Annotated in this window: 18 protein-coding genes, 2 pseudogenes and 1 riboswitch; of the genes and pseudogenes, 10 read left to right on the top strand and 10 right to left on the bottom strand. The window is 73.1% G+C overall.

Going from position 1 to position 18,792, the window contains the following annotated elements; all coding sequences use genetic code 11:
* Positions 1-13 precede the first annotated feature (13 nt).
* Positions 14-655: a transposase family protein gene (locus OG393_RS35430; protein ID WP_442817267.1), complete on the top strand. Its 642-nt coding sequence runs from the start codon at positions 14-16 to the stop codon at positions 653-655.
* Here the strand turns inward: OG393_RS35430 and OG393_RS06345 are convergent.
* Positions 612-1,346, bottom strand: a complete 735-nt coding sequence (locus OG393_RS06345) for a 3-oxoacyl-ACP reductase family protein (RefSeq protein ID WP_327373635.1) — start codon at positions 1,344-1,346, stop codon at positions 612-614. The two genes, OG393_RS35430 and OG393_RS06345, sit on opposite strands and share 44 nt — an antisense overlap.
* 460 nt (positions 1,347-1,806) lie before the next feature.
* On the opposite strand from OG393_RS06345, the pseudogene OG393_RS06335 reads away from it, so the two are divergent.
* Positions 1,807-2,279, top strand: a pseudogene (locus OG393_RS06335) (alpha/beta fold hydrolase).
* Between the two features lie 49 nt (positions 2,280-2,328).
* Here the strand turns inward: OG393_RS06335 and OG393_RS06330 are convergent.
* A pseudogene (locus tag OG393_RS06330) lies at positions 2,329-2,831 on the bottom strand (transposase); the annotation flags it as partial.
* A gap of 527 nt (positions 2,832-3,358) precedes the next feature.
* Complete coding sequence (locus OG393_RS06325) at positions 3,359-4,264, bottom strand: NADP-dependent oxidoreductase (RefSeq protein WP_327373633.1); 906 nt, start codon at positions 4,262-4,264, stop codon at positions 3,359-3,361.
* Between the two features lie 187 nt (positions 4,265-4,451).
* On the opposite strand from OG393_RS06325, the gene OG393_RS06320 reads away from it, so the two are divergent.
* Positions 4,452-5,369 (top strand): helix-turn-helix transcriptional regulator, encoded by a 918-nt coding sequence (locus tag OG393_RS06320; protein ID WP_327373632.1) that lies wholly within the window; start codon positions 4,452-4,454, stop codon positions 5,367-5,369.
* A gap of 154 nt (positions 5,370-5,523) precedes the next feature.
* On the opposite strand, the gene OG393_RS06315 is transcribed toward OG393_RS06320, so the two are convergent.
* From OG393_RS06315 to OG393_RS06300, 4 genes are all read right to left on the bottom strand, one after another.
* Entirely contained in the window at positions 5,524-5,823 is a 300-nt protein-coding gene (locus OG393_RS06315; protein ID WP_327373631.1) for a hypothetical protein, read from the bottom strand.
* Between the two features lie 118 nt (positions 5,824-5,941).
* On the bottom strand, positions 5,942-7,213 hold the full coding sequence (locus tag OG393_RS06310; protein ID WP_327373630.1) for a YhgE/Pip domain-containing protein: 1,272 nt from the start codon (positions 7,211-7,213) through the stop codon (positions 5,942-5,944).
* Between the two features lie 270 nt (positions 7,214-7,483).
* Entirely contained in the window at positions 7,484-9,805 is a 2,322-nt protein-coding gene (gene metE, locus OG393_RS06305) for a 5-methyltetrahydropteroyltriglutamate--homocysteine S-methyltransferase (protein WP_327373629.1), read from the bottom strand.
* Between the two features lie 201 nt (positions 9,806-10,006).
* Positions 10,007-10,205: riboswitch (cobalamin riboswitch) on the bottom strand.
* A 184-nt stretch (positions 10,206-10,389) separates the two neighbouring features.
* Positions 10,390-11,508 (bottom strand): asparaginase, encoded by a 1,119-nt coding sequence (locus OG393_RS06300; protein WP_327373628.1) that lies wholly within the window; start codon positions 11,506-11,508, stop codon positions 10,390-10,392.
* A 178-nt stretch (positions 11,509-11,686) separates the two neighbouring features.
* Here OG393_RS06300 and OG393_RS06295 point away from each other — a divergent pair, with 178 nt between their 5' ends.
* The 5 genes from OG393_RS06295 (at position 11,687) to OG393_RS06275 (ending at position 15,051) form a co-directional block, all read left to right on the top strand.
* Positions 11,687-12,142, top strand: a complete 456-nt coding sequence (locus OG393_RS06295; protein ID WP_327373627.1) for an Lrp/AsnC family transcriptional regulator — start codon at positions 11,687-11,689, stop codon at positions 12,140-12,142.
* 91 nt (positions 12,143-12,233) lie between these two features.
* Positions 12,234-12,653: a cell division protein SepF gene (locus OG393_RS06290; RefSeq protein WP_327373625.1), complete on the top strand. Its 420-nt coding sequence runs from the start codon at positions 12,234-12,236 to the stop codon at positions 12,651-12,653.
* Between the two features lie 55 nt (positions 12,654-12,708).
* Entirely contained in the window at positions 12,709-14,058 is a 1,350-nt protein-coding gene (locus tag OG393_RS06285) for an ATP-binding protein (RefSeq protein WP_327373624.1), read from the top strand.
* On the top strand, positions 14,051-14,428 hold the full coding sequence (locus tag OG393_RS06280) for a nucleotide pyrophosphohydrolase (RefSeq protein WP_327373623.1): 378 nt from the start codon (positions 14,051-14,053) through the stop codon (positions 14,426-14,428). The genes OG393_RS06285 and OG393_RS06280 overlap by 8 nt, the downstream gene beginning before the upstream one ends.
* 125 nt (positions 14,429-14,553) lie before the next feature.
* The gene (locus OG393_RS06275; RefSeq protein ID WP_327373621.1) at positions 14,554-15,051 is read left to right on the top strand and encodes a DUF6099 family protein; all 498 of its coding nucleotides are present in this window, start codon (positions 14,554-14,556) and stop codon (positions 15,049-15,051) included.
* 67 nt (positions 15,052-15,118) lie between these two features.
* Here the strand turns inward: OG393_RS06275 and OG393_RS06270 are convergent, their stop codons facing one another.
* A complete protein-coding gene (locus OG393_RS06270) occupies positions 15,119-15,331 on the bottom strand; it encodes a hypothetical protein (protein WP_327373620.1) in 213 nt (70 codons plus the stop codon).
* Positions 15,332-15,575: 244 nt separating this feature from the next.
* Between OG393_RS06270 and OG393_RS06265 the strand changes: the two genes are divergently transcribed.
* Both OG393_RS06265 and mmuM read left to right on the top strand, forming a co-directional pair.
* Positions 15,576-16,499, top strand: coding sequence for an LLM class F420-dependent oxidoreductase (locus OG393_RS06265; RefSeq protein WP_327373619.1), 924 nt, complete (start codon positions 15,576-15,578; stop codon positions 16,497-16,499).
* Between the two features lie 160 nt (positions 16,500-16,659).
* Entirely contained in the window at positions 16,660-17,568 is a 909-nt protein-coding gene (mmuM, locus tag OG393_RS06260) for a homocysteine S-methyltransferase (RefSeq protein ID WP_327373618.1), read from the top strand.
* Here the strand turns inward: mmuM and OG393_RS06255 are convergent.
* Positions 17,552-18,289, bottom strand: coding sequence for a hypothetical protein (locus OG393_RS06255; protein WP_327373617.1), 738 nt, complete (start codon positions 18,287-18,289; stop codon positions 17,552-17,554). The two genes, mmuM and OG393_RS06255, sit on opposite strands and share 17 nt — an antisense overlap.
* Positions 18,286-18,672, bottom strand: a complete 387-nt coding sequence (locus OG393_RS06250) for a tyrosine-protein phosphatase (RefSeq protein WP_327373616.1) — start codon at positions 18,670-18,672, stop codon at positions 18,286-18,288. The genes OG393_RS06255 and OG393_RS06250 overlap by 4 nt, the downstream gene beginning before the upstream one ends.
* Positions 18,673-18,792: the final 120 nt, after the last annotated feature.

Below are 18,792 nucleotides of genomic sequence, written 5' to 3'. Positions count from 1 at the left end.
GCCGTGGCCCCGGGTGTTCGCGGTGCTCGACGCGCGCCGACGGAGGGGGAGACCGTCGGGACGCCGGGACCGGTCCGCGCCGGGGGTGTTCGCGGCCCGGGTGAAGGGGGCGGCGACCACCCGGCCGCGTGATCTCCCGTACGGAGAGCGCCGCCTGGAGTTCGTGTGGCACAAGCGACGCTGGTGGTGCCGGGAGGTGTCCTGTCCTCGGTCTTGGTGTAGTAGCCGGTGGTCATGCCGCGGCCTTGGCTCAGTAGTAGTCCGCGACTCCGTTGCCGCCGACCGGGCCGTCGGGGCGCAGGCCCGTCGGGTCGGACTTGGTGACCGGGGAGTCGGGACGCTGTTCACTGGCTGGGGCGGCGAGCCGGCCCCCGCCGCAAGTTCACCTGACGGTCCGGATGTCCCAAGTCGGCCCGCGGTCAGCGAGACGTGCGGGCTCGACCCGGGTGACATCGAGTGGGGCCTGGGCGGCTTCGGCAAACTCACGGCAAGGGTGCCCGTGGATCAGGGCCATGTGAGTGGATGGTGCCACTGGTCGACGGCACCGCCCGGATGCCGCGGTGGTGAATCGGGGACGTCTGGGTCCAGCTCGACGACGACCGGCCGGAGGGCTACGCGGCGTGCCCGCCGTCCACGGCGAACTCGGCGCCTGTGACGTACGCTGCCTCCGGTCCTGCAAGGAAGGCCACCATGGACGCCACCTCCCGAGGTGTGCCGAACCGTCCGAGGGCCGTCATCGCGGCCTGCGGCCCGGCGTACGGCCCGCCGGCGGGGTTCATGTCGGTGTCCACGGGCCCCGGGTGGACAATGTTCGCGGTGATTCCGCGTCCGCCCAGCTCCCGGGCCAACGCCTTGTTCAGCCCGATCAGCGCCGACTTGCTCATCGCGTAGAGCGTTCCGCCCGGGGACGACGCCCGCTGGGTCACGCAACTGCCGATGGTGATGATTCGCCCGCCGGGGCCCAGGTGCGGGGCCGCTGCCTGCGTTGTGAGGAACACTCCGCGCGCGTTGACCGCGAGTACGTGCTCCACATCAGCTGCGGTCAGCGCCTCCAGCGGCCCCAGCACTCCCACACCGGCGTTGTTGACCAGCACGTCGAGACGCCCGAACTCCCGCACGGTCCGTTCCACCACCGCGCCGGCAGCCGCCGGATCCCCGGAATCGGCCCGTACGGCCAAGGCTCGCCGCCCGAGCGCTTCGATCTTCCCGACCACCTCGGCCGCCGCTTCCTCGCCGCGCGCATACGTGAACGCGACATCGAAACCGTCCTCGGCGAGCCGCAGCCCGACCGCCGCCCCGATCCCCCGGCTCCCACCGGTCACCAGCGCCACTGCATTACCGTCCATGCCGATCCTCCCGCATTAATTGGTTGCGAGTTCAATGAAACCCTTCCGGGTCTCAACGTGCTGGCGGGAATCCGACCTCGCGTTCCCGTCCGCACCGGAGAACGCGGCGGGCCCGCCGGGAGGTCGCGGAAGGGCATACGCGCCCTGGGCGAGCGGTCTTCAGCAGCTGTTGCGCACGCGGCGACGACGGAGCCGGAACGCCCGCCACGGCTCAGGAGCGGAACGCTCCTTCAGCCGATTCCTCGCGTAGCCGTCCTCCCGGTGCCGGACCGCGGAGGTGCCCCGCCACCGGGAGGACGGTGGCTGGAGCCGGCCTGGGTCGGCGTTGAAGCTCCAGCTGGGTCCACTGCGCTCGCCAGTCCCGCGAGGCAGCCGAAGCGGTCAACTGGGACCAATCCTGTTCACTGAGGGCAGGCGAGCGGTGTGATCTTCTCCGGACTGTGTGCTGCGCACTTGCCGCATGGACGGATGGGTAGAGGTGGGTGGCGGAGTGCGCCTGGCAGTGTCCGACGCGGGTGCAGGCCCCGCGGTTGTGCTGTTGCACGGATGGCCGGTCACCTCGTTCCACTGGCGGTTGACCGTGCCCGCGCTCGTCGCCGGGGGCTTCCGGGTAGTCACTGTCGATCTTCGCGGTCTCGGCGGGTCGTCGGCGGGTTCGCCAAGCAGGAGCTGGCCGGGGATGTGGCCCGCTTGGTGGGCCACCTCGGCATCGCCCGCTATGCCGTCGTCGGGCACGACTGGGGCGGCACGGTCGGCTACCTGCTCGCAGCCGATCACCCTGACCGAGTCAGCGCACTGGTAGTGGAGGAGGAACTGCTGCCCGGTATCGACGTGGTGATTCCAGAACCCGGACGCAGCCACTACCCATCCTGGCATGGCCCGTTTTTTCAATGGCTTCGTACGAGCCGTCGTTCTTCAGCGTCTCGGTCCTGACGGCGACCGGCTTGTCCCGGCGGAACTACGGCTGCCGTGACTGATCGTTTCAGAATGAGTTTCGGAGGCGGCGGAGGCATATGAGGCTGCAGGCCAGTTCGAGCAGGCCCTGGTGCAGAGCGGCGCGTCGTTCGTAGCGGGTGCGGAGTCGTTTGAACTGGTGCAGCCAGGCGAAGGCGCGCTCGACGACCCAGCGCACCTTGCCCAGTCCGGAGCCGTGGGCGACGCCTCGTCGGGCGATCAGCGGTTTGCTGCCCCGTTTCCAGAGCAGGCGGCGGTACTTGTCGAAGTCGTAGCCCCGGTCGGCGTACAGGCGCCGGGGCTTACGGCGGGGACGTCCCCGCAGCCCCCGGATCGGCGGGACGGCATCAAGTAGGGGCAGGAGCTGGGTGACGGCGAGCGGGGTTCCGTGGCGGTCGACGATCAGGTGATGCTTGGAGCCTGGACGGGCCCGGTCAACGGGAGAGTGGCCGACGTGATCCCCTCGAGGGCCCGGACATGAGAGCCGTCCACGGCGCAGTCGTCCAGGTCCAACGAGTCCGCGCGGCGGAGTGTCCGGGCGTACCCGGCCCCGGTTTCCCCGCGTCAGCCGCCGGCCGGACCCGTGGTGGCCGCTCGCCGGATCTCGGCTGCCGGAGCCTCGCCCGTACAGGCGCGCCCGCCCATGCGCCAGCCTCCTTCCGGGGCATTCACGATGTCGACGCGTACGTTCTCGCGTGTATGGCCGGGCGTCATCGATCCGTACGCGATCTCGGAGGCCCGCTCGGCGGAGGCCGCGCGCGCCCCGACGGAGGCAGGCCGATGTCGGGCAGCGTCGGCTCGATCAGGACGAGCGAGCGGTGGGTCCCGCCCGCGTACAGGCGGTGAGGCTCGACCAGGGTCAGCACCCCGGCGACCATGGGCGTGAAGAAGCTGCTGCCGGTCAGGGCGCCGCCTTCCGCGCCGCGCTCCCGCTGTGCGTCCCGGCCCGACCGGTCCGGCCGCCCCGGCTCCGCGTCTTACCGGGACGGCCGCCGCCCCGCACCGGCCCTTCCCTGGACGGCCGGGCGGCGGAGCGTGCCGGCCGACAGGTTCTCAGCTCAGAGGCTCAGGACCAGCTTCCCGCGCACCCGGCCCTCCTCGCTGATGCGGTGGGCCTCCGCCGCCTTCTCCAACGGCAGGACGGACTGGACCTCGACGCGCACAGCACCGGAGTCGACGAGCGCGCCGATCCGGCGCAGCGCCTCGCCGTCGGGGCCGACGATGACGCGGCGAGCCCTGATGCCGGGCAGACGGTGCGCCTCGTCGAGCGGTTCCGGAAGGGTGATGAGGGAGCCGCCGGGACGCAGCAGCCGCCAGGACTCCTGCTGCACCCGGCCGCCGACGGTGTCGAGCACGACGTCGAAGGGGGCCGCGTCGGTCAGGTCCGCCGTCGCCCGGTCGACCGGCTCGTCGACACCGAGCCCGCGCAGGAAGTCCAGGTTGCGGGCGGAAGCGGTGGCGGTGACGTGCGCCCCGAGGTGCCGGGCGAACTGAACGGCGAAGTGCCCGACGCCCCCGGCGCCCGCGTGCACCAGGACGCGCAGGCCCGCGCCCGCTCCGGCCGCCTCCAGCGCCTGCCAGGCCGTCAGCGCGGCCAGGGGGACGGCCGCTGCCTGCGTGTACGACAGAGTGGCCGGCTTGGGCGCCACGGCCGAGGCGGGCAGCACCGCCAGTTCCTGATAGGCGCCGCCGTAGGGAAGGGGCAGCATCCCGTACACGGCCTCACCGACCGCCGGGCCGCCCGGGACCGTGGCCCGCACCACTCCCGCCACGTCCCAGCCCATCCCCAGCGGGAACGGCTTGTCGCTGCGCACCTCGCCTTCGCGGTGCTTCCAGTCGACCGGGTTCACACCGCAGGCCATGACCTCCACCAGGATCTCACCGTCCGCCGGGGTCGGTGCCGGCCGCTGGGCGAGCTCCAGAACGCTACCGTCGCCGTACCGGGAGAAGACCACTGCGCGCATCGAGGATGCTCCTGTTCGAGTCCGTGTTCGTGTCCGTCGCGGCCTTCGTGCCGTGACGGGGTCCACGCTGCGGGCCCGGCGGAGACGGAGCCAGTACCCGCCGAGTACCAGGCGGCCCAGACGAGGGCCGTCCGGGGGGTACTCGCGGGGACAGGCTGTCGGCCCTCCGACGACGGATACTGGCGCCATGAACCCAGCCAGCGAACTCGGCAGCTTCCTGATGTCCCGGCGGGCCCGGGTGGCCCCGGAGGAGGCCGGGCTTCCTGTCGTCGGCCGGCGCCGGGTCGCGGGGCTGCGGCGCGAGGAGGTCGCCGAACTCGCGGGCGTCAGCCTCGTCTACTACACACGTCTGGAACAGGGGCGGGCCCACCACCCGTCCGACGCCGTACTCGGCGCCCTGGCACGGGCGCTGCGGCTCGACACGGCCGAGCGCGCGCACCTGTACGACCTGGTCCGCCGGCCCCGTGTCCGCGGCGTCTCCGGTCCCGCCCCCGCCGGGGGCGCTGCCCCGGCGGGGGGTAGGCCCGTACGGGACGGACTGCGCCGACTGCTGGCCGCGGTGGGCGCGGTCCCCGCCTATGTCCTGAGTCCCGCGATGGACGTCCTCGACGCCAACGACCTGGCCCGCGCCCTGGTCGGGCTTCCCGCCCCGGTTCCCGGCGGACTGCCCAACCTCGCCCGTCATGTCTTCCTCGAGGCCGACGCCCGTGCGCTGTACCCGCACTGGGAGGAGGTGGCCCGCCAGACCGTCGGCTTCCTCCGCTTCTCCGCCGGACGCCGGCCGGACGACCCGGGGCCGGCCGGACTCGTCGCCGAACTGTGCCGCCACAGCGCGGAGTTCCGCTCCCTGTGGGCGGCGCAGGAGGTGGCGGAGAAGTCGTACGGCACGAAGGGCTTCCGGCATCCCGTGGTCGGCTGCTTCGACCTCGCCTACGAGACGCTCGCCCTGCCCGGCGACGCGGGGCACTCCCTGGTGGTCTTCACCCCGCCCGACGCCCGCGCGGACGAGGCGCTGCGCCTGCTCGGGAGCTGGGCGGCACCGGCCCCCGGCGTCACCGGTGCCGGGAGCCGGACGCGTGGGTTCGACCGAGGAATCCATGACTGACGAGGTGGCGGACCCCGAAGGGACGCTTCCCGCGCCGCTTCCGCGGCCGGCCGGGAAAGCACCGCCGGCCCCATACCGTCCGGCGTGATCCCGCCGGGCCCGGGGGCCGGCCGCCGCGGGAGGTGCTCCGCCCGGCGCGTGGAGGGACGGGTGCTCAGACGTCTTGCCGGAGTGCCGGCCCGCCGTCGGAGTCGTGCACCAGCTCGGCGAGCTGGAGGAGGAACCCGTACGTCGCCATCCGTCCGTGGACACGGAGGAAACAGGACCGGCCCGAGCACCTGAAGACCTCCCGGCGGCGCACCTTCCAGAGGCGGTGCTCGTAGGTGTGCGCCGTCCGCAGCAGGGCCGCCTCCGCGTCCTCCGGGCTTCCCTCGAACTCCGTCACGGTGCGGGCGCCGCGATCCGTGTCCGCGACGCCTTCGACAGGTATGGCCAGCACGATCCACCGGGGCATCCCGCGATCGTTTCCCTCCTCCTCGGGCGCCGCCGGTCGCGGCGCGCGCTCAGTGTCGCAGAAGACCGCACGCACCGGCCCGCGCCCGCCTGTCGGCCGCAGGCCACCCGACAGGCCCTCAGGCGGGTTGCGGAGTGAGACGCTTGAGGCCCTTGCGGTCGTAGTAGGAGGTCATCGCGAAGCCGAAGAGCAGCGCCAGTACCGCGCCGAGGGCGATCATCAGCCAGGCCCGGGTGAGGCCGGCGTCGCCGCGGGCGTCGAAGTAGAGGATCGCCCGAACCCCGTCGCTGAGCTGGCGCATCGGCTCGAAGTGCGACAGGAAGCGGTAGAAGTCGGGAACCGCCTGCAGCGGTACCGTGGCACCGGACGACGGCAGGCCGAGGACGATGAAGACGAACATCGAGACCAACTGGCCGACCCCGCCGAAGGCGGCGTTGATGGCCTGGACGCCGAGGCCGACGGCGAGCGCAGCGCAGGCGGAGTAGACCCACAGCAGCGGCAGGTGGGACGCGTCCATGCCGAGGATCCCGACGCACGCCAGCATCACCAGCGAGACACTGAGCGGGGTGATGCCCGCGGTCATGACCATCTTCAGGAGCAGTGTCTGGGAACGGTCGACCGGCACCGTGGGCAGACGAGTGTGCCAGGGCCCGATCTCGTTGTCGGCGTAGCCCAGCGAGGTGTCGACGGCGTTGCTGATCACGTTGGCCCCGAGGAAGCCGGCGAGGACCAGCAGGAGGGTGTAGTAGAAGGCGCTCAGACCGAGGCCGCTGTGGCCGCCGAGCGGATGACCCACTCGGGTCACCACCTCCACCGGGTCGGCGAGCAGCAGCCGGACGGTCGCACTGCCGCCGGTCGCGGTGAGGCGCGTGCCGATCTCCCGGGACGCCTGATGGGCGGCTGCCGTGGAGATCTGGCTCGCCAGTGAGGAACCCAGGCTGCCCTTGCCGGGGTTGGTGAGCACGGTCATCACGGGCCGCGCGGTGGCGTCCGGTGTCGTGAGCGCGGTGACGGACGAGGTGAAGTCCGCCGGGATGACGAGGGCGCCGTAGAGCTTCCCGGAGTCGAGCTGGTCCTGGGCCTCGCGCAGCGTGAGGGTGTGCCATGCGGCGCCGGCGTCCGGCCGGCCGGTGACGGCCCGGCTGATCTGCGTCCCCAGGTTCTCCCGCTGCCCCGGCGGTGGAGCGCCCCGGTCGGCGTTGACCAGGCCGATGGGCAGGTTCCGCAGGGCGGCCTGCGGATTGACGATGCCACCCATGTAGAGAAGCGAGAGCAGTAGGGCGAGCAGGCCGGCGAGGACCGTGGGCAGCAGCCACAGTCGGGGACGGCGCAGCAGAGCCGCCGCGCGTAGCGGGGTGCCGGTGTCCGGGTGCGTGTGCGGGGCGGTCATACGTCTCCGTCGGCTCTGGAACAGGTCGGCCCATGATGCGCGCGGCCCCGGCGGGAAGCGCGTCGCCTCACCGCGCCTGCCCCCGGCCGGTGCACGGCACTCGCCCGGAGAGGCGAATCGGCGGGCCGGTCGGCGGGAGCACCTCCGTGCGACGGGCCGGGAACGGCCTCGCACCCTCCCCCGGCCGGCTCCGGTGGGCCGGGACCCCGCCCGGCCCACCGGCCCTGCGGCCCCGGGGCGGCCTGCTCCGGCCGCCCCGGGGCGGGCGGTTCACGATCCGGACAGTTCCGTCCGCAGCGTGCGGGCCGCCGCGACCAGGCTCGCGAGCGAGGCCCGGGTCTCCGGCCAGGCTCGCGTCTTCAGTCCGCAGTCCGGGTTGACCCACAGGCGGTCGGCGGGGATCGCCTTGAGCGCTTCGCGCAGCAGCTCGGTCGCCTCCCCGGGGGACGGGACCCGGGGCGAGTGGATGTCCCAGACACCGGGGCCCGCCTCGCGCGGATACGCGGACGACGCGAGCTCGGCGGCGACGGCCATGTGCGAGCGGGCGGCCTCCAGGCTGATGACGTCCGCGTCGAGGTCGTCGATCGCCCCCAGGATGTCGCCGAACTCCGCGTAGCACATGTGGGTGTGGATCTGCGTCTGCGGACGGACCCCGCTCGTCGTCAGCCGGAACGCCTCCGTCGCCCACTCCAGGTACCCGGCGTGCCGGTCGGCCCGCAGGGGAAGCGTCTCGCGCAAGGCGGGCTCGTCCACCTGGATCACCGCGGTCCCGGCCGCTTCCAGATCGGCCACCTCGTCGCGCAGCGCGAGCGCGACCTGGCGGGCGGTGTCGGCGAGCGGCTGGTCGTCGCGGACGAAGGACCAGGCCAGCATCGTGACCGGTCCGGTCAGCATCCCCTTGACGGGCCGCGCGGTCAGCGACTGGGCGTACGTCGTCCAGCGCACCGTCATCGGGTCCGGGCGCGAGATGTCCCCGGCCAGGATCGGCGGCCGGACGTACCGGGTCCCGTACGACTGGACCCAGCCGTGCCGGGTGGCGAGGTACCCGGTGAGCTGCTCGGCGAAGTACTGCACCATGTCGTTGCGTTCCGGCTCGCCGTGGACGAGGACGTCCAGACCGGCGCGCTCCTGGAAGGCGACGACCTCCCGGATCTCGGCCTCGATCCGTTCCTCGTAGCCCGCCGTGTCGAGCCGGCCCGTCCGCAGCCCGGCCCGCGCGGCGCGGAGCTCGTCGGTCTGCGGGAAGGAGCCGATGGACGTGGTCGGCAGCGGCGGCAGACCGAGGGCGTCGCGCTGGGCGGCGGCGCGCGGGCCGTAGGGCTGCGTACGGCGGCGGTCGGCGTCGGTGACCGCCGCCGCCCTGGCCCGTACCGCCGGATCGCGGGTGAGCGCCGATGTCGAACGGGAGGCGAGCGCGGCCTTGTTGGCGGCGAGCTCCGCCGCGATCGCCTCGGTGCCGCGGGACAGGCCGCGGGCGAGGGTGAAGACCTCGGCCGTCTTCTGGCGGGCGAAGGCGAGCCAGCGGGCGATCTGCGGGTCGATGCCGCGTTCGGCGGTCGCGTCGAGGGGGACGTGCAGCAGGGAGCAGGAGGCGGCGACGTCGACCGTCCCCGCGAGACCCAGCAGGGTGCCGAGCGTGGCGAGGGACTTCTCGTGGTCGTTGATCCAGATGTTGCGCCCGTCGACCACCCCCGCGATCAGGCGGCGGCCGGGCAGCCCGCCGACCGCGGCGAGGTCGTCGAGGTTGGCGGCGGCGGGGCCGGTGAAGTCGACGGCCAGCCCGTCGACGGGGGACCTGACCAGGACGGGGAGGGCGGCGCCGAGCCGGTCGAAGTAGGAGGCGACGAGCAGCCGGGGACGGTCGGTGAGGGAGCCGAGTTCGTGGTAGATCCGGGCGACCGCGTCGAGTTCGGCCGCCGTGCGGTCCTGGACCAGGGCGGGTTCGTCCAGCTGGACCCACTCGGCGCCGGAGGCCCTCAGGTCGGCCAGCACCTGGCCGTACACGGGCAGCAGCCGGTCGAGCAGGGAGAGGGGACGGAAGCCGTCGGCGACGCCGGGTGCCGGCTTGGCCAGCAGCAGGTAGGTGACCGGACCCAGCAGCACCGGCCGGGCGGCGAGCCCCAGGGCCCGCGCCTCGCGCAGCTCCGCGACCTGCTTGCCGGAGTCGGCGGTGAACACGGTGTCGGGTCCGAGTTCGGGGACCAGGTAGTGGTAGTTGGTGTCGAACCACTTGGTCATCTCCAGCGGTGCCAGGTCCTGCGTGCCGCGCGCCATGGCGAAGTAGCCGTCGAGCGGGTCGGCGGCGACGGCGTCGCGATGGCGGTCGGGCACTGCGCCGACCATGACGCTGGTGTCGAGGACGTGGTCGTAGTAAGAGAAGTCACCGGTCGGCACCTCGGTGATGCCCCCGTCCGCCAGTTGCATCCAGGTGGCGCGGCGCAGGTCCTGGGCGGTCTTACGCAGGGTCTCGGCGTCGACGCCGCCCCGCCAGTACCCCTCGACGGCCTTCTTCAGTTCCCGGTCCCGGCCCTGGCGCGGGTACCCGTGGACGGTGGCCGTCGCCGCGGCCCGTCGTGTCGCCCTTGTCGTCACGGAACTCTCCTTCGCGAGCGTGAATCCATGCGTCCCGGCGACGGGACGAAGGCGCGAAGGGGTACGGGACGAACGGGCCGCCGCGGCCGGGTGCCGGCACGCGCCGGACGCATGCACACCGGTACGGGCCGCCGCCCGCTCTGTACGCCGACCCGCCCTCGAGGTCACCGGGATGGCCGCGCGCGATCGGTCGCGCGCGGGCAACGGGCAGGTCTTCGGACTCGTGGGCGCGCCCGGCCTCTCGTCGAGGCGGACACCTATTGGCCGTCGCTTCCCGGGCCCTCGCGGGCCCAGTGCGTATGACGGCGGTCGTTCCCACTCACCGCTGCGGGGCAGTCCCGGATTCCCACCGGGTTCCCTCTTGCGACGCTCCCGCCTGGCGGACGGGGCGAACCAGTTGCGTCCGCCAGCCTAGTCGGCGGCGGGCGTCTTCCGTACCTCAGGCGCGAGTTGGCCGAGAAGCGCCCCTGCCCGCCGCGGCCGCAGGGCGGCCCCGGCGGGCAGGGGGACGGGGACGCGGCGGCGCCCCCGGGCGCGCGGGGGAACGGAAACGATTCCGCGCCGAGTGTCCGGGTGCCGGTTCCTCAGTGGAGGACGGCGTGCTTCCGGACGACCGCGGCCGAGGCGTGGGTTCCGGAGAAGCGTGAGCCCGACCCGCCGGCAGCCAGGGCAGGTTCCGCACGGGTCGGGCCGTTCAGGAGGTCCCGCAGCAGCGTGTCGCGCCGTGCGGGGGCGACGTCGGACAGCAGGGTCGCGAGGAGGGCCATCCGGGCCTGGCCGGCGCGCAGCGTACCGGCGAGTACGGCCCCCGCCGCGACCAGGTCCACGGCGCCGCCGCCGGTGTACATCTCGGCCACCGGTCCGGAGTGCACCCGGGTGCTGAGGGCCACGACGACGCCCTGCGCGACGGCTTCGGCGACGGCCTCGGCGATCTCGGGGGTGGCGTTGCCCGCGCCGGTGCCGACCAGCACCACGCCCCGGGCGCCCGCGGCGACCGCCGCGTTGAGGAGGAGCGGGTCACCGTCGCTGTGGTGGGTGACGATGTCGACGCGGGGGAAGGGCCCGTCGTTCCCGTCGACGGCGGCCTGCGGCAGCGGAAGCGGAGCCGGGCGGTCCGGGCGGCGCCGCACGTCCACCTTGGCGAAGCCGGCCTTGCCGAGGCTCGGCTCGGAGGGGTCGGCGAACGCCGCCGCCGCCAGGGTCTGCGCCTTCACGGTGCCACGTGCCGCGTGGACCACACCGTCGAAGACCACCAGTACGCCGAGCTCGCGCACCGAGGCCGCGACCTGAAGCGCGTCGTAGACGTTCCCGGGTCCGTCGCCGTCCCCCGTGCCGAGCGGGCGCTGGGCACCGGTGAAGACCACCGGACGCGGGTCGGAGTGATGGAGGTCCAGGAAGAAGGCCGACTCCTCCAGGGTGTCGGTGCCGTGTGTGACGACGATCCCGTCGACGCCCGGATCGGCGAGGGCCTCGTGCACCGCGCGCAGCAGGGTCAGCTGGCGGGCGGTGGTCATGCGGGAGCTGTTGACGTTGAAGAGGTCGACCACCTCGACCTCGATGCCCTCAGGCCGGGCCGCCGTCGCCAGGACGTCGTCTCCCGAGGCGTCGGCGGCGTAGCCGGTGCCCTGCCAGCGACTGGCTATCGTGCCGCCCGTGCTGATCAGCTTGATGCGGCGGGGCCTGTCGTCACGGATCCATTCCATGTCGTCTGCTCCAGGGATCGGGCGTCGTCGTCGCGGGGGAGTGCGAGGGCGACCGTGGGGGTGTGGGGGCGTACTCGCGCGCGGCCGAAGCGTGCCGCCGAAAGAATAGGACAAAAGGCTCGCAATGTGTTTGCGAAAGAGGCACCCTTCTGTCTGTACCTGCGCGCATAATTGCGAGATGGATCGAATCGACGCACAAATCTTGCGCGAGCTCCAGGAGGACGGCCGGCTGACCAACCTGGATCTGGCCCAGCGGGTCGGGCTGAGCGCCTCCGCCTGCATGCGGCGGGTGCGGCAGCTGGAGCAGGACGGCGTCATCCAGGGGTACCGGGCGGTGATCGACCCGGAGGCCGTCGGCCGGGGGTTCGAGGTGCTGGTCTCCATCGAGGTCCGGCGCGACCGGGAGACCGTCGAGGCGTTCGAGGAGGCGCTCCAGGACATCCCGGACGTCATCGAGGCGTACCGGCTGTTCGGCAGTCCGGGCTGCCTCCTGCGCATCGCCGTCGCCGACCTCGCCGCGTACGAACGCCTCTGGATCGAACGGCTGACGTCCCTCGCCGGAGTCACCGAGGTCAACTCGCAGATCATCATGAAGCGGGTCAAGGAACCGCGCGGCCTGCCGGTCCCGCGCTGACCGGCCCCGGGGGCGATCCCGCAGGTGGCGGCCCCCGAGTTGCCACGTGTCGCTGTTGGGCCGAACGGGTGAGGAGCGGGAGGATGGGGGCATGAGTAGGTACGAGAGGTACGACGTCACCGACGAGCAGTGGGAGGGCCTCGCGCAGGTCGTGCCCCTGCGCGGCCGTGACGAATGGCCGTCCAGGGTCGACCACCACCCGATCCCCGAGGAGTACGCGTACGCGGAACAGCGCCGGATGGTGGTGCTGCGGGTGCAGGTCTTCGCCGACGCCCGCGAGGTCGCCGAGTACCTCGTCGCGCAGATTCCCGTCCTGCTGGACCTGACCGCAGCGGACACCGAAGTCGCCAAGCGCATCCTGGACTTCAGCAGCGGTGTCGTGTTCGGGCTCGGCAGCGTCATGCACCGGGTGGACCGGAACGTCTTCCTGCTGGCCCCGGCCGGCACCGAGGTCGAGGGCGCCCAGGCGGCCGGGGATGACGAGACGGAGTCCGCCGTCCCTCGATCGTAGGAAGGTCATCAAGCCGGAACGGTTCGCCGGACGAAGGTCTGCGTACGGTCCGACCATGGATTCCCCCGGTGGCTTCCCGTCCGGCCACGTACTCGACGACTCGTCCCCACCCCGGTCCTCCCGTTCCGGAACACCCTCCCCCACGCCGCCGCCGTTCCCGCGCGGCGCCGCCACGGCCGCGCGGGACCTGGCGGCCACCGACGAGGAGCACGACACCCACACGGCCCAGGGCCGGCCGGGCGAGCGCTGCGAACGCCCGCCCGCCCGCCCGGTGGTGACCGAACTGCGCCTCTCCGCCTTCGCCTCCCACCGAGGCGTCGTCCATCCGCTGGCCCCGGTGACCCTCTTCGCGGGAGCCAGCGGCAGCGGCAAATCCACCGCCCTCGCGGCGTACGAGGCGCTGGCCCGGCTCGGCTCCGGCGACGACCTGGCGCTCGTGTTCCCCGATCCGGCCGGGTGCGTGCCCGAGGGGGCCAGGCCCGACGCCCAGGGACGGCGTGGATTCCGCGTCGGCTGCACCGTCGACGGCCCGGCCGGCCCGGTCCGCCTCGACGTCGCCGTCCAGGCCGAACCCCGCCTCCGTATCGTCGGCGAACGTCTCACCTGCCGGGGTCGCACGCTGCTCACCACGGCGCTCCGCGACCCCGGCCGCAGCACCGTCCAGGCCGAGTGGCACACCGCGGGCGCCACCCCCGTCACCCGGGCACCGCTGCCCGACGACCTGTTGGGCACCGCGCTCCTCCCGCTCCGGGTCGCCGGCAAGACCCAGGGGCAGCTCGACGTCCTGGCCGCCGCCGAGCAGGTGGTGGTCGCTCTGCGCTCCGTGTTCGCCTGCGACCCCCTGCCTTCCCGGATGCGGGCCCCCGTGCCCGCCGGGGAAGGGCGGCTCCGGCGCGGCTGCGACAACCTCGCCGAGGTGCTGCACCGCACCCGGACCGACTGCCCGCGCCGCCACGCCCGGCTGGCCTCGGTGGCCGACGCCGGCTGCGCGGGACCCGTCACGGCGCTCGGGGTGGAGGACCTGCCCGACGCGACGGTACGGGCGGTGCTGGAGCGGACCCCGGGGTGGGCGACGGGGCCCCGCCCCGCCGCCGTGACGCCGCTGGGCCGGCTCGGCGACGGCGAACTGCGCTATCTGGCGCTCGCCCTCGTCCTGCTCACCGGACCGGGCGTGCTCGCCATGGACGAGCTCGCGGAGGTGCCGGCGGCGATGCGGGCGCTGACGGTCCTGGCCGACGGCTTCGACCTGAGCCTGGACCGGCGCCAGTTCCGCGCGCTGCTCGGCCTCGCCGCGACCATCTGCGCCGACGGGCACATCCGGCTGGTCGGCACGGTCGGGGACGCCTTCACGGCGGACGCCCGGGAGGTGACGGGGGTCTCGGTGGTAGACCTGGACCGTGACTGAACCGGATGTAGCGGGATTGCAGCGCCGACTGGCGGAGTTCGCGACGGCGCGGGAGTGGCAGCCTTACCACACGCCCAAGAACCTGGCCTCCGCCCTCAGTGTCGAGGCGGCCGAACTCCTGGAGATCTTCCAGTGGTTGACGCCGGACGAGGCGAACCGGGTGATGGAGGACCCGTCGTCGGCGCACCGGGTCACGGACGAGGTCGCGGACGTCCTGGCGTACCTCCTCCAGTTCTGCGGCGTCCTCGGCGTCGACCCCTTGGTCGCGCTGTCGGAGAAGATCGACAGGAACGAACTCCGCTTCCCCGTACGGCGGCGGCCGGACGGGGTGGGCTCCCGGGAAGGCGGTGATCGTCACTCTGCGGAGTGATCGAGTTCTCCCCGTCAGGCTTCCTGTCCACAGATTTCCGAATTCCTCTGGCTTTTGCGCTCAGCGGCCTTCACGCTGGGTAATGGAGTGAGTGGGTGGTAAGTCGTATGAACGGGGGCGGTCACATGGATGCGGAGCGACTCGTCGCGACCGGCAGGCACGCGCTGGCGGAGAGCCGGACAGCGCTGGACATCGTGGCGGAGGCATGGCAGGCCCAGGCCCTCGCCCAGGCGATAGGGAGTCACCTCGCGCTGCGCGGGCCGCTGGAGCTTCGGAGTGAGGCGAGGGCGCTGAGCGAGACCGGTGGCGGGCGCGGGGTGCTGGAGTACCCCGTGCTCGGTACGGGCGGGCCGCGGGCCGCCCAGCTGACCGAAGTCGCGGACGCGCGGGCGGCCTTGACCGCACTCGGCGAGCTCCTCGGCGAGGTGGGGATCGCGCTCGTCGGGGTGGCCTGCGCCACCGACGAGGAGGGTCTCTACTGGCAGTGCATCGAGGCGATCGACGCGGCCGACGAGTCGAACGACCGGGTGCGCGGGATGCTGCGCCGGCTCGCCGTGCGGGAGCGGGACCGGCCGCCCGACGCGGCCTGGGGCTTCGCGGGACCGGCGGCGGGACGGTCGTGAAGGGGTGGCGCGGGAGTGGCGGGCCCCGGATGCGCGGACGCCGGTCCAGGGCGCCTGGCGGGGTGGGTCAGCCCTCGTCGCGGACGGCCGTGGACCGGAGACCCGTCGAGGTCCGGAGGTCGGCGTCGAGCCGCGAGAGGTCGGCGGTGAGCGCAGCCATCAGCTCCTCCATCTGCTGCAACAGGCCCTTGATGGCGCCGGTGGCCTGCTGTTCGGGCAGGACCTGCCGCGGCACCCGCTCATCGGGCACCGCCCGCTGCGGCGTGGCTTCCTGGGACATCGCGGCCTCCTCGGCCCGGACTCCTCCGCGCAGTGAGGAGCCGTAGGGAGAACACGTGCCGGCGGGGCCGCCGGCACGCGGGCCGGGGGTCCGGCTCCGCCCGAGCCAACGACGCCACCGGTCCGCGGTCACCGGTTCGGCGGGACGCCGTCCGCCGGAGGGCCGGATGTTCACCCGACCGAGCCGGTGCGGGCCCGGGGCTGACGAAGCGGTTGACGGCGGTCGTCCGGTGCAGGATGGAGGTATGGATCTTCGCATTTTCACCGAGCCCCAGCAGGGGGCCGCGTACGACACTTTGCTCACCGTCGCCAAGGCCACCGAGGATCTCGGCTTCGACGCCTTTTTCCGGTCCGACCACTACGTCAGCATGGGCTCCGCCGACGGACTGCCCGGTCCGACGGACGCCTGGATCACCCTGGCCGGTCTCGCGCGGGAGACCCGCCGAATCCGCCTCGGCACGCTGATGACCGCCGGCACCTTCCGCCTTCCGGGCGTCCTCGCCATCCAGGTCGCCCAGGTCGACCAGATGTCGGGCGGCCGGGTCGAACTGGGCCTGGGGGCCGGCTGGTTCGAAGAGGAACACCGGGCTTACGGGATTCCCTTCCCCAAGGAGCGGTTCGCCCGGCTGGAGGAGCAGCTCGCGATCGTCACCGGTCTGTGGGAGACGGAGGTGGGCAAGACGTTCTCCTTCGAGGGAGAGCACTACCGGCTCCGGGACTCGCCCGCCCTGCCCAAGCCGGCCCAGTCCCGGGTACCGGTCCTCATCGGCGGGCACGGCGCGGTCCGTACGCCGCGGCTGGCCGCCCGGTACGCGGACGAGTTCAACATCCCCTTCGCCTCCCTGGAGGAGAGCGAGCGCCAGTTCGGACGCGTCCGGACCGCGGCCGAGGCCGCCGGGCGGCGGGCCGGTGACCTGGTGTACTCGAACGCGCTGGTGGTCTGCGTCGGCAAGGACGACGCCGAGGTGGCGCGCCGGGCGGCGGCCATCGGCCGCGAGGTCGAGGAGCTGAAGGCGAACGGCCTGGCGGGATCGCCGGCGGAGGTCGTCGACAAGCTCGGCCGGTACGCGGCGATCGGCTCCTCCCGGGTCTATCTCCAGGTCCTCGACCTGGACGATCTGGACCATCTCGAGCTGATCTCCGCACAGGTCCGGACCCAGCTCGGCTGAGCTGAGAGCCTGTCGGGTGGCCTCTGGCCGGGTGGTCACGCCCTGGCACGCGCCGCCGACGTTGCCGGGATACCCCGGCGCCGTGGAACCGCACGCACCAGACCGCTTCCGCCTGTCGAACGAAGGCCACCTGACAGGCTCTGAGGGAAAGGAGAGCCCGATGGCTCCAGGCCGTTCACTCGCCACGGCGCTCGCGACGGACGTCCTCGTCGTGGACGGTGGCCTGTCCAACCAGCTGGAGGCCCAGGGCTGCGACCTCTCCGACGCGCTCTGGTCGGCGCGGCTCCTCGCCGACGGGCCCGAGCAGATCGAGGCCGCGCACACGGCCTACCTCCGGGCCGGGGCGCGGGTCCTCATCACCGCCAGCTACCAGGCCGGTTTCGAGGGCTTCGCCCGGCGAGGGGTGGACCGGGCGGGGACGGCGCGGCTGCTCGGCCGGAGCGTGGAGCTGGCCAGGGCCGCGGCGGCCCGGATGCCGCGGCAGGTGTGGGTCGCGGCATCGGTCGGCCCGTACGGCGCGGTGCTCGCCGACGGCAGCGAGTACCGCGGCCGGTACGGGCGCACCGTGAGGGAGCTGGAGCGGTTCCACCGCCCTCGGATCGAGGCGCTCGCGGCGGCCGCGCCGGACGTCCTCGCGCTGGAGACGGTGCCCGACACCGACGAGGCCGAGGCCCTGCTGCGGGCCGCGGAGGGCTGTGGGGTGCCGGTGTGGCTCTCGTACACGGTCGCGGGGGAACGCACCCGGGCGGGACAGCGGCTGACGGAGGCGTTCGCGCTCGCCGCGGGCAACGACCAGGTGATCGCGGTCGGAGTCAACTGCTGCGAGCCGGCGGACGCGGCGCCCGCCGTCGGGATCGCCGCGGCCGTGACCGGCAAGCCGGTGCTCGCCTACCCCAACAGCGGAGAGGAATGGGACGCCCGTTCCAGGAGCTGGCGGGGCGACGTGGCCTTCGATCCGGCTCGCACGGCGGACTTGCGGGCGGCCGGAGCCCGCCTGCTGGGCGGCTGTTGCCGTGTCGGCCCGGACCGGATCGCCGCTCTGGCCGCGGCCCTCACGGCCGGTCCCTGACCTCAAGGCGGCTGGACCACTCCACCGTCCTCGTCCTCGTGTGAGCCGGCACTCTCGACGAACTCCTTCGGGTGGGGGTGTTCCAGCTCCTGAGGTGTTGCGCGGCGGTGCCGTTGTCGCCGAGCTGGTACAGGCTGATGCCGTCGGCGGCGAAGGTGAGCGGGTCGAACGGCTCGGCCTCGGTGACGGCCAGGTCGGTGAGGGTGGCCAGTCCGACGGTGACATGGGCATGGGCGAGGTAGTTGTCGCCGCCGTGGTCGGGGACGTAGTTCTCGACGTAGGTCAGGGTGGCCGCGTTGATGTCCGGTTCGGCGTCGGTGCGTACACAGGCGTCGGCGGTGCCGCCGGTGCCGGTGTAGGGATGCAGGGCCTCGATGAGGCGGGCCTGGAAGCCGAGGACCTCGGGGCCGGGGCCGACGACGATGGCGGCGAGGCCGACGGTGGGCTGGACTTCCATCTGGGCGATGCCGTGGGCGGTCGGTTTCAGGGTGGAGAGGTCCACGTCGGCGATGACCTCCCCGATCGCGGCGTACACCCGGTCGAGCTCTTCGGCGCGGACGTAACGCTGCAGGGTGGTGAGGTGGGGCTGGTGGTGCTCGTCGAGGGCGAAGCCCTGCGGCGCCGGGACGCTGGTGAGCATCCGCGCGTTCACCCGCTGCGCGAGGGCGAGCACGGCCGTGTCGGGGGTGAGGAGGACGTCGACAGCCGTGAGCGCGTTCATGCTGTCTCCACCAGGGCCGAGCGGAGCCGGTCGACGATGGCGGGTCCCACGCCGAGGCCGTCGAGGAAGTAGCCCTCGATGGTCTTGTGGCCGCCCGCCATCTCGTCGCGGGCGGCGTCCAGGTACTCCCTCCGGACCCCGATGGCGGGCTCAAGGAGCTGCGGGTCGCCGCCGATGGAGGCGAAGGTGTCGACCGTGGGCTTGCAGGGCAGGCCCAGGGCGGCGAACGCCTTCGCGGCGTCGCCACGGAGCCCGGAGAACTCGGCCGGGCGGAACACCCGATCGCGGGCCACTCTCCCACCAGGGGCCGCCCATCCGCACAGATCGCGCAGGTTGGGCACGCCGTCGATCCGGATCGCCTGGCCGGGAACGGGAACTGTCACGAAGGACCTCCTCGCTCGTACCGCGCGCCGCCCGGTGGCTTCGGCGCGGCACCCCTCAGGGCGCCATCCGTGACCGGCACGACCCGGCTGCGATCTCCCCGGTTGCCCTGCGTTTCAGCC

Source organism: Streptomyces sp. NBC_01216 (assembly GCF_035994945.1).
Taxonomy (GTDB): domain Bacteria; phylum Actinomycetota; class Actinomycetes; order Streptomycetales; family Streptomycetaceae; genus Streptomyces.
The sequence above is the reverse complement of the archived record's forward strand: the minus strand, read 5'-3'. Positions and strand labels throughout refer to the sequence as shown.

Coding starts and splice junctions, on each gene's coding strand:
- OG393_RS06345 (WP_327373635.1), bottom strand. CDS start 1,346: ATGGACGGTAATGCAGTGGCGCTGGTGACCGGTGGGAGCCGGGGGATC.
- OG393_RS06325 (WP_327373633.1), bottom strand. CDS start 4,264: ATGCGCGCAGTGGTCTTCTCCCGGTACGGCGACGGTAGCGTTCTGGAG.
- OG393_RS06320 (WP_327373632.1), top strand. CDS start 4,452: ATGAACCCAGCCAGCGAACTCGGCAGCTTCCTGATGTCCCGGCGGGCC.
- OG393_RS06315 (WP_327373631.1), bottom strand. CDS start 5,823: ATGCCCCGGTGGATCGTGCTGGCCATACCTGTCGAAGGCGTCGCGGAC.
- OG393_RS06310 (WP_327373630.1), bottom strand. CDS start 7,213: ATGACCGCCCCGCACACGCACCCGGACACCGGCACCCCGCTACGCGCG.
- OG393_RS06300 (WP_327373628.1), bottom strand. CDS start 11,508: ATGGAATGGATCCGTGACGACAGGCCCCGCCGCATCAAGCTGATCAGC.
- OG393_RS06295 (WP_327373627.1), top strand. CDS start 11,687: ATGGATCGAATCGACGCACAAATCTTGCGCGAGCTCCAGGAGGACGGC.
- OG393_RS06290 (WP_327373625.1), top strand. CDS start 12,234: ATGAGTAGGTACGAGAGGTACGACGTCACCGACGAGCAGTGGGAGGGC.
- OG393_RS06285 (WP_327373624.1), top strand. CDS start 12,709: ATGGATTCCCCCGGTGGCTTCCCGTCCGGCCACGTACTCGACGACTCG.
- OG393_RS06275 (WP_327373621.1), top strand. CDS start 14,554: ATGGATGCGGAGCGACTCGTCGCGACCGGCAGGCACGCGCTGGCGGAG.
- OG393_RS06270 (WP_327373620.1), bottom strand. CDS start 15,331: ATGTCCCAGGAAGCCACGCCGCAGCGGGCGGTGCCCGATGAGCGGGTG.
- OG393_RS06265 (WP_327373619.1), top strand. CDS start 15,576: ATGGATCTTCGCATTTTCACCGAGCCCCAGCAGGGGGCCGCGTACGAC.
- mmuM (WP_327373618.1), top strand. CDS start 16,660: ATGGCTCCAGGCCGTTCACTCGCCACGGCGCTCGCGACGGACGTCCTC.
- OG393_RS06255 (WP_327373617.1), bottom strand. CDS start 18,289: ATGAACGCGCTCACGGCTGTCGACGTCCTCCTCACCCCCGACACGGCC.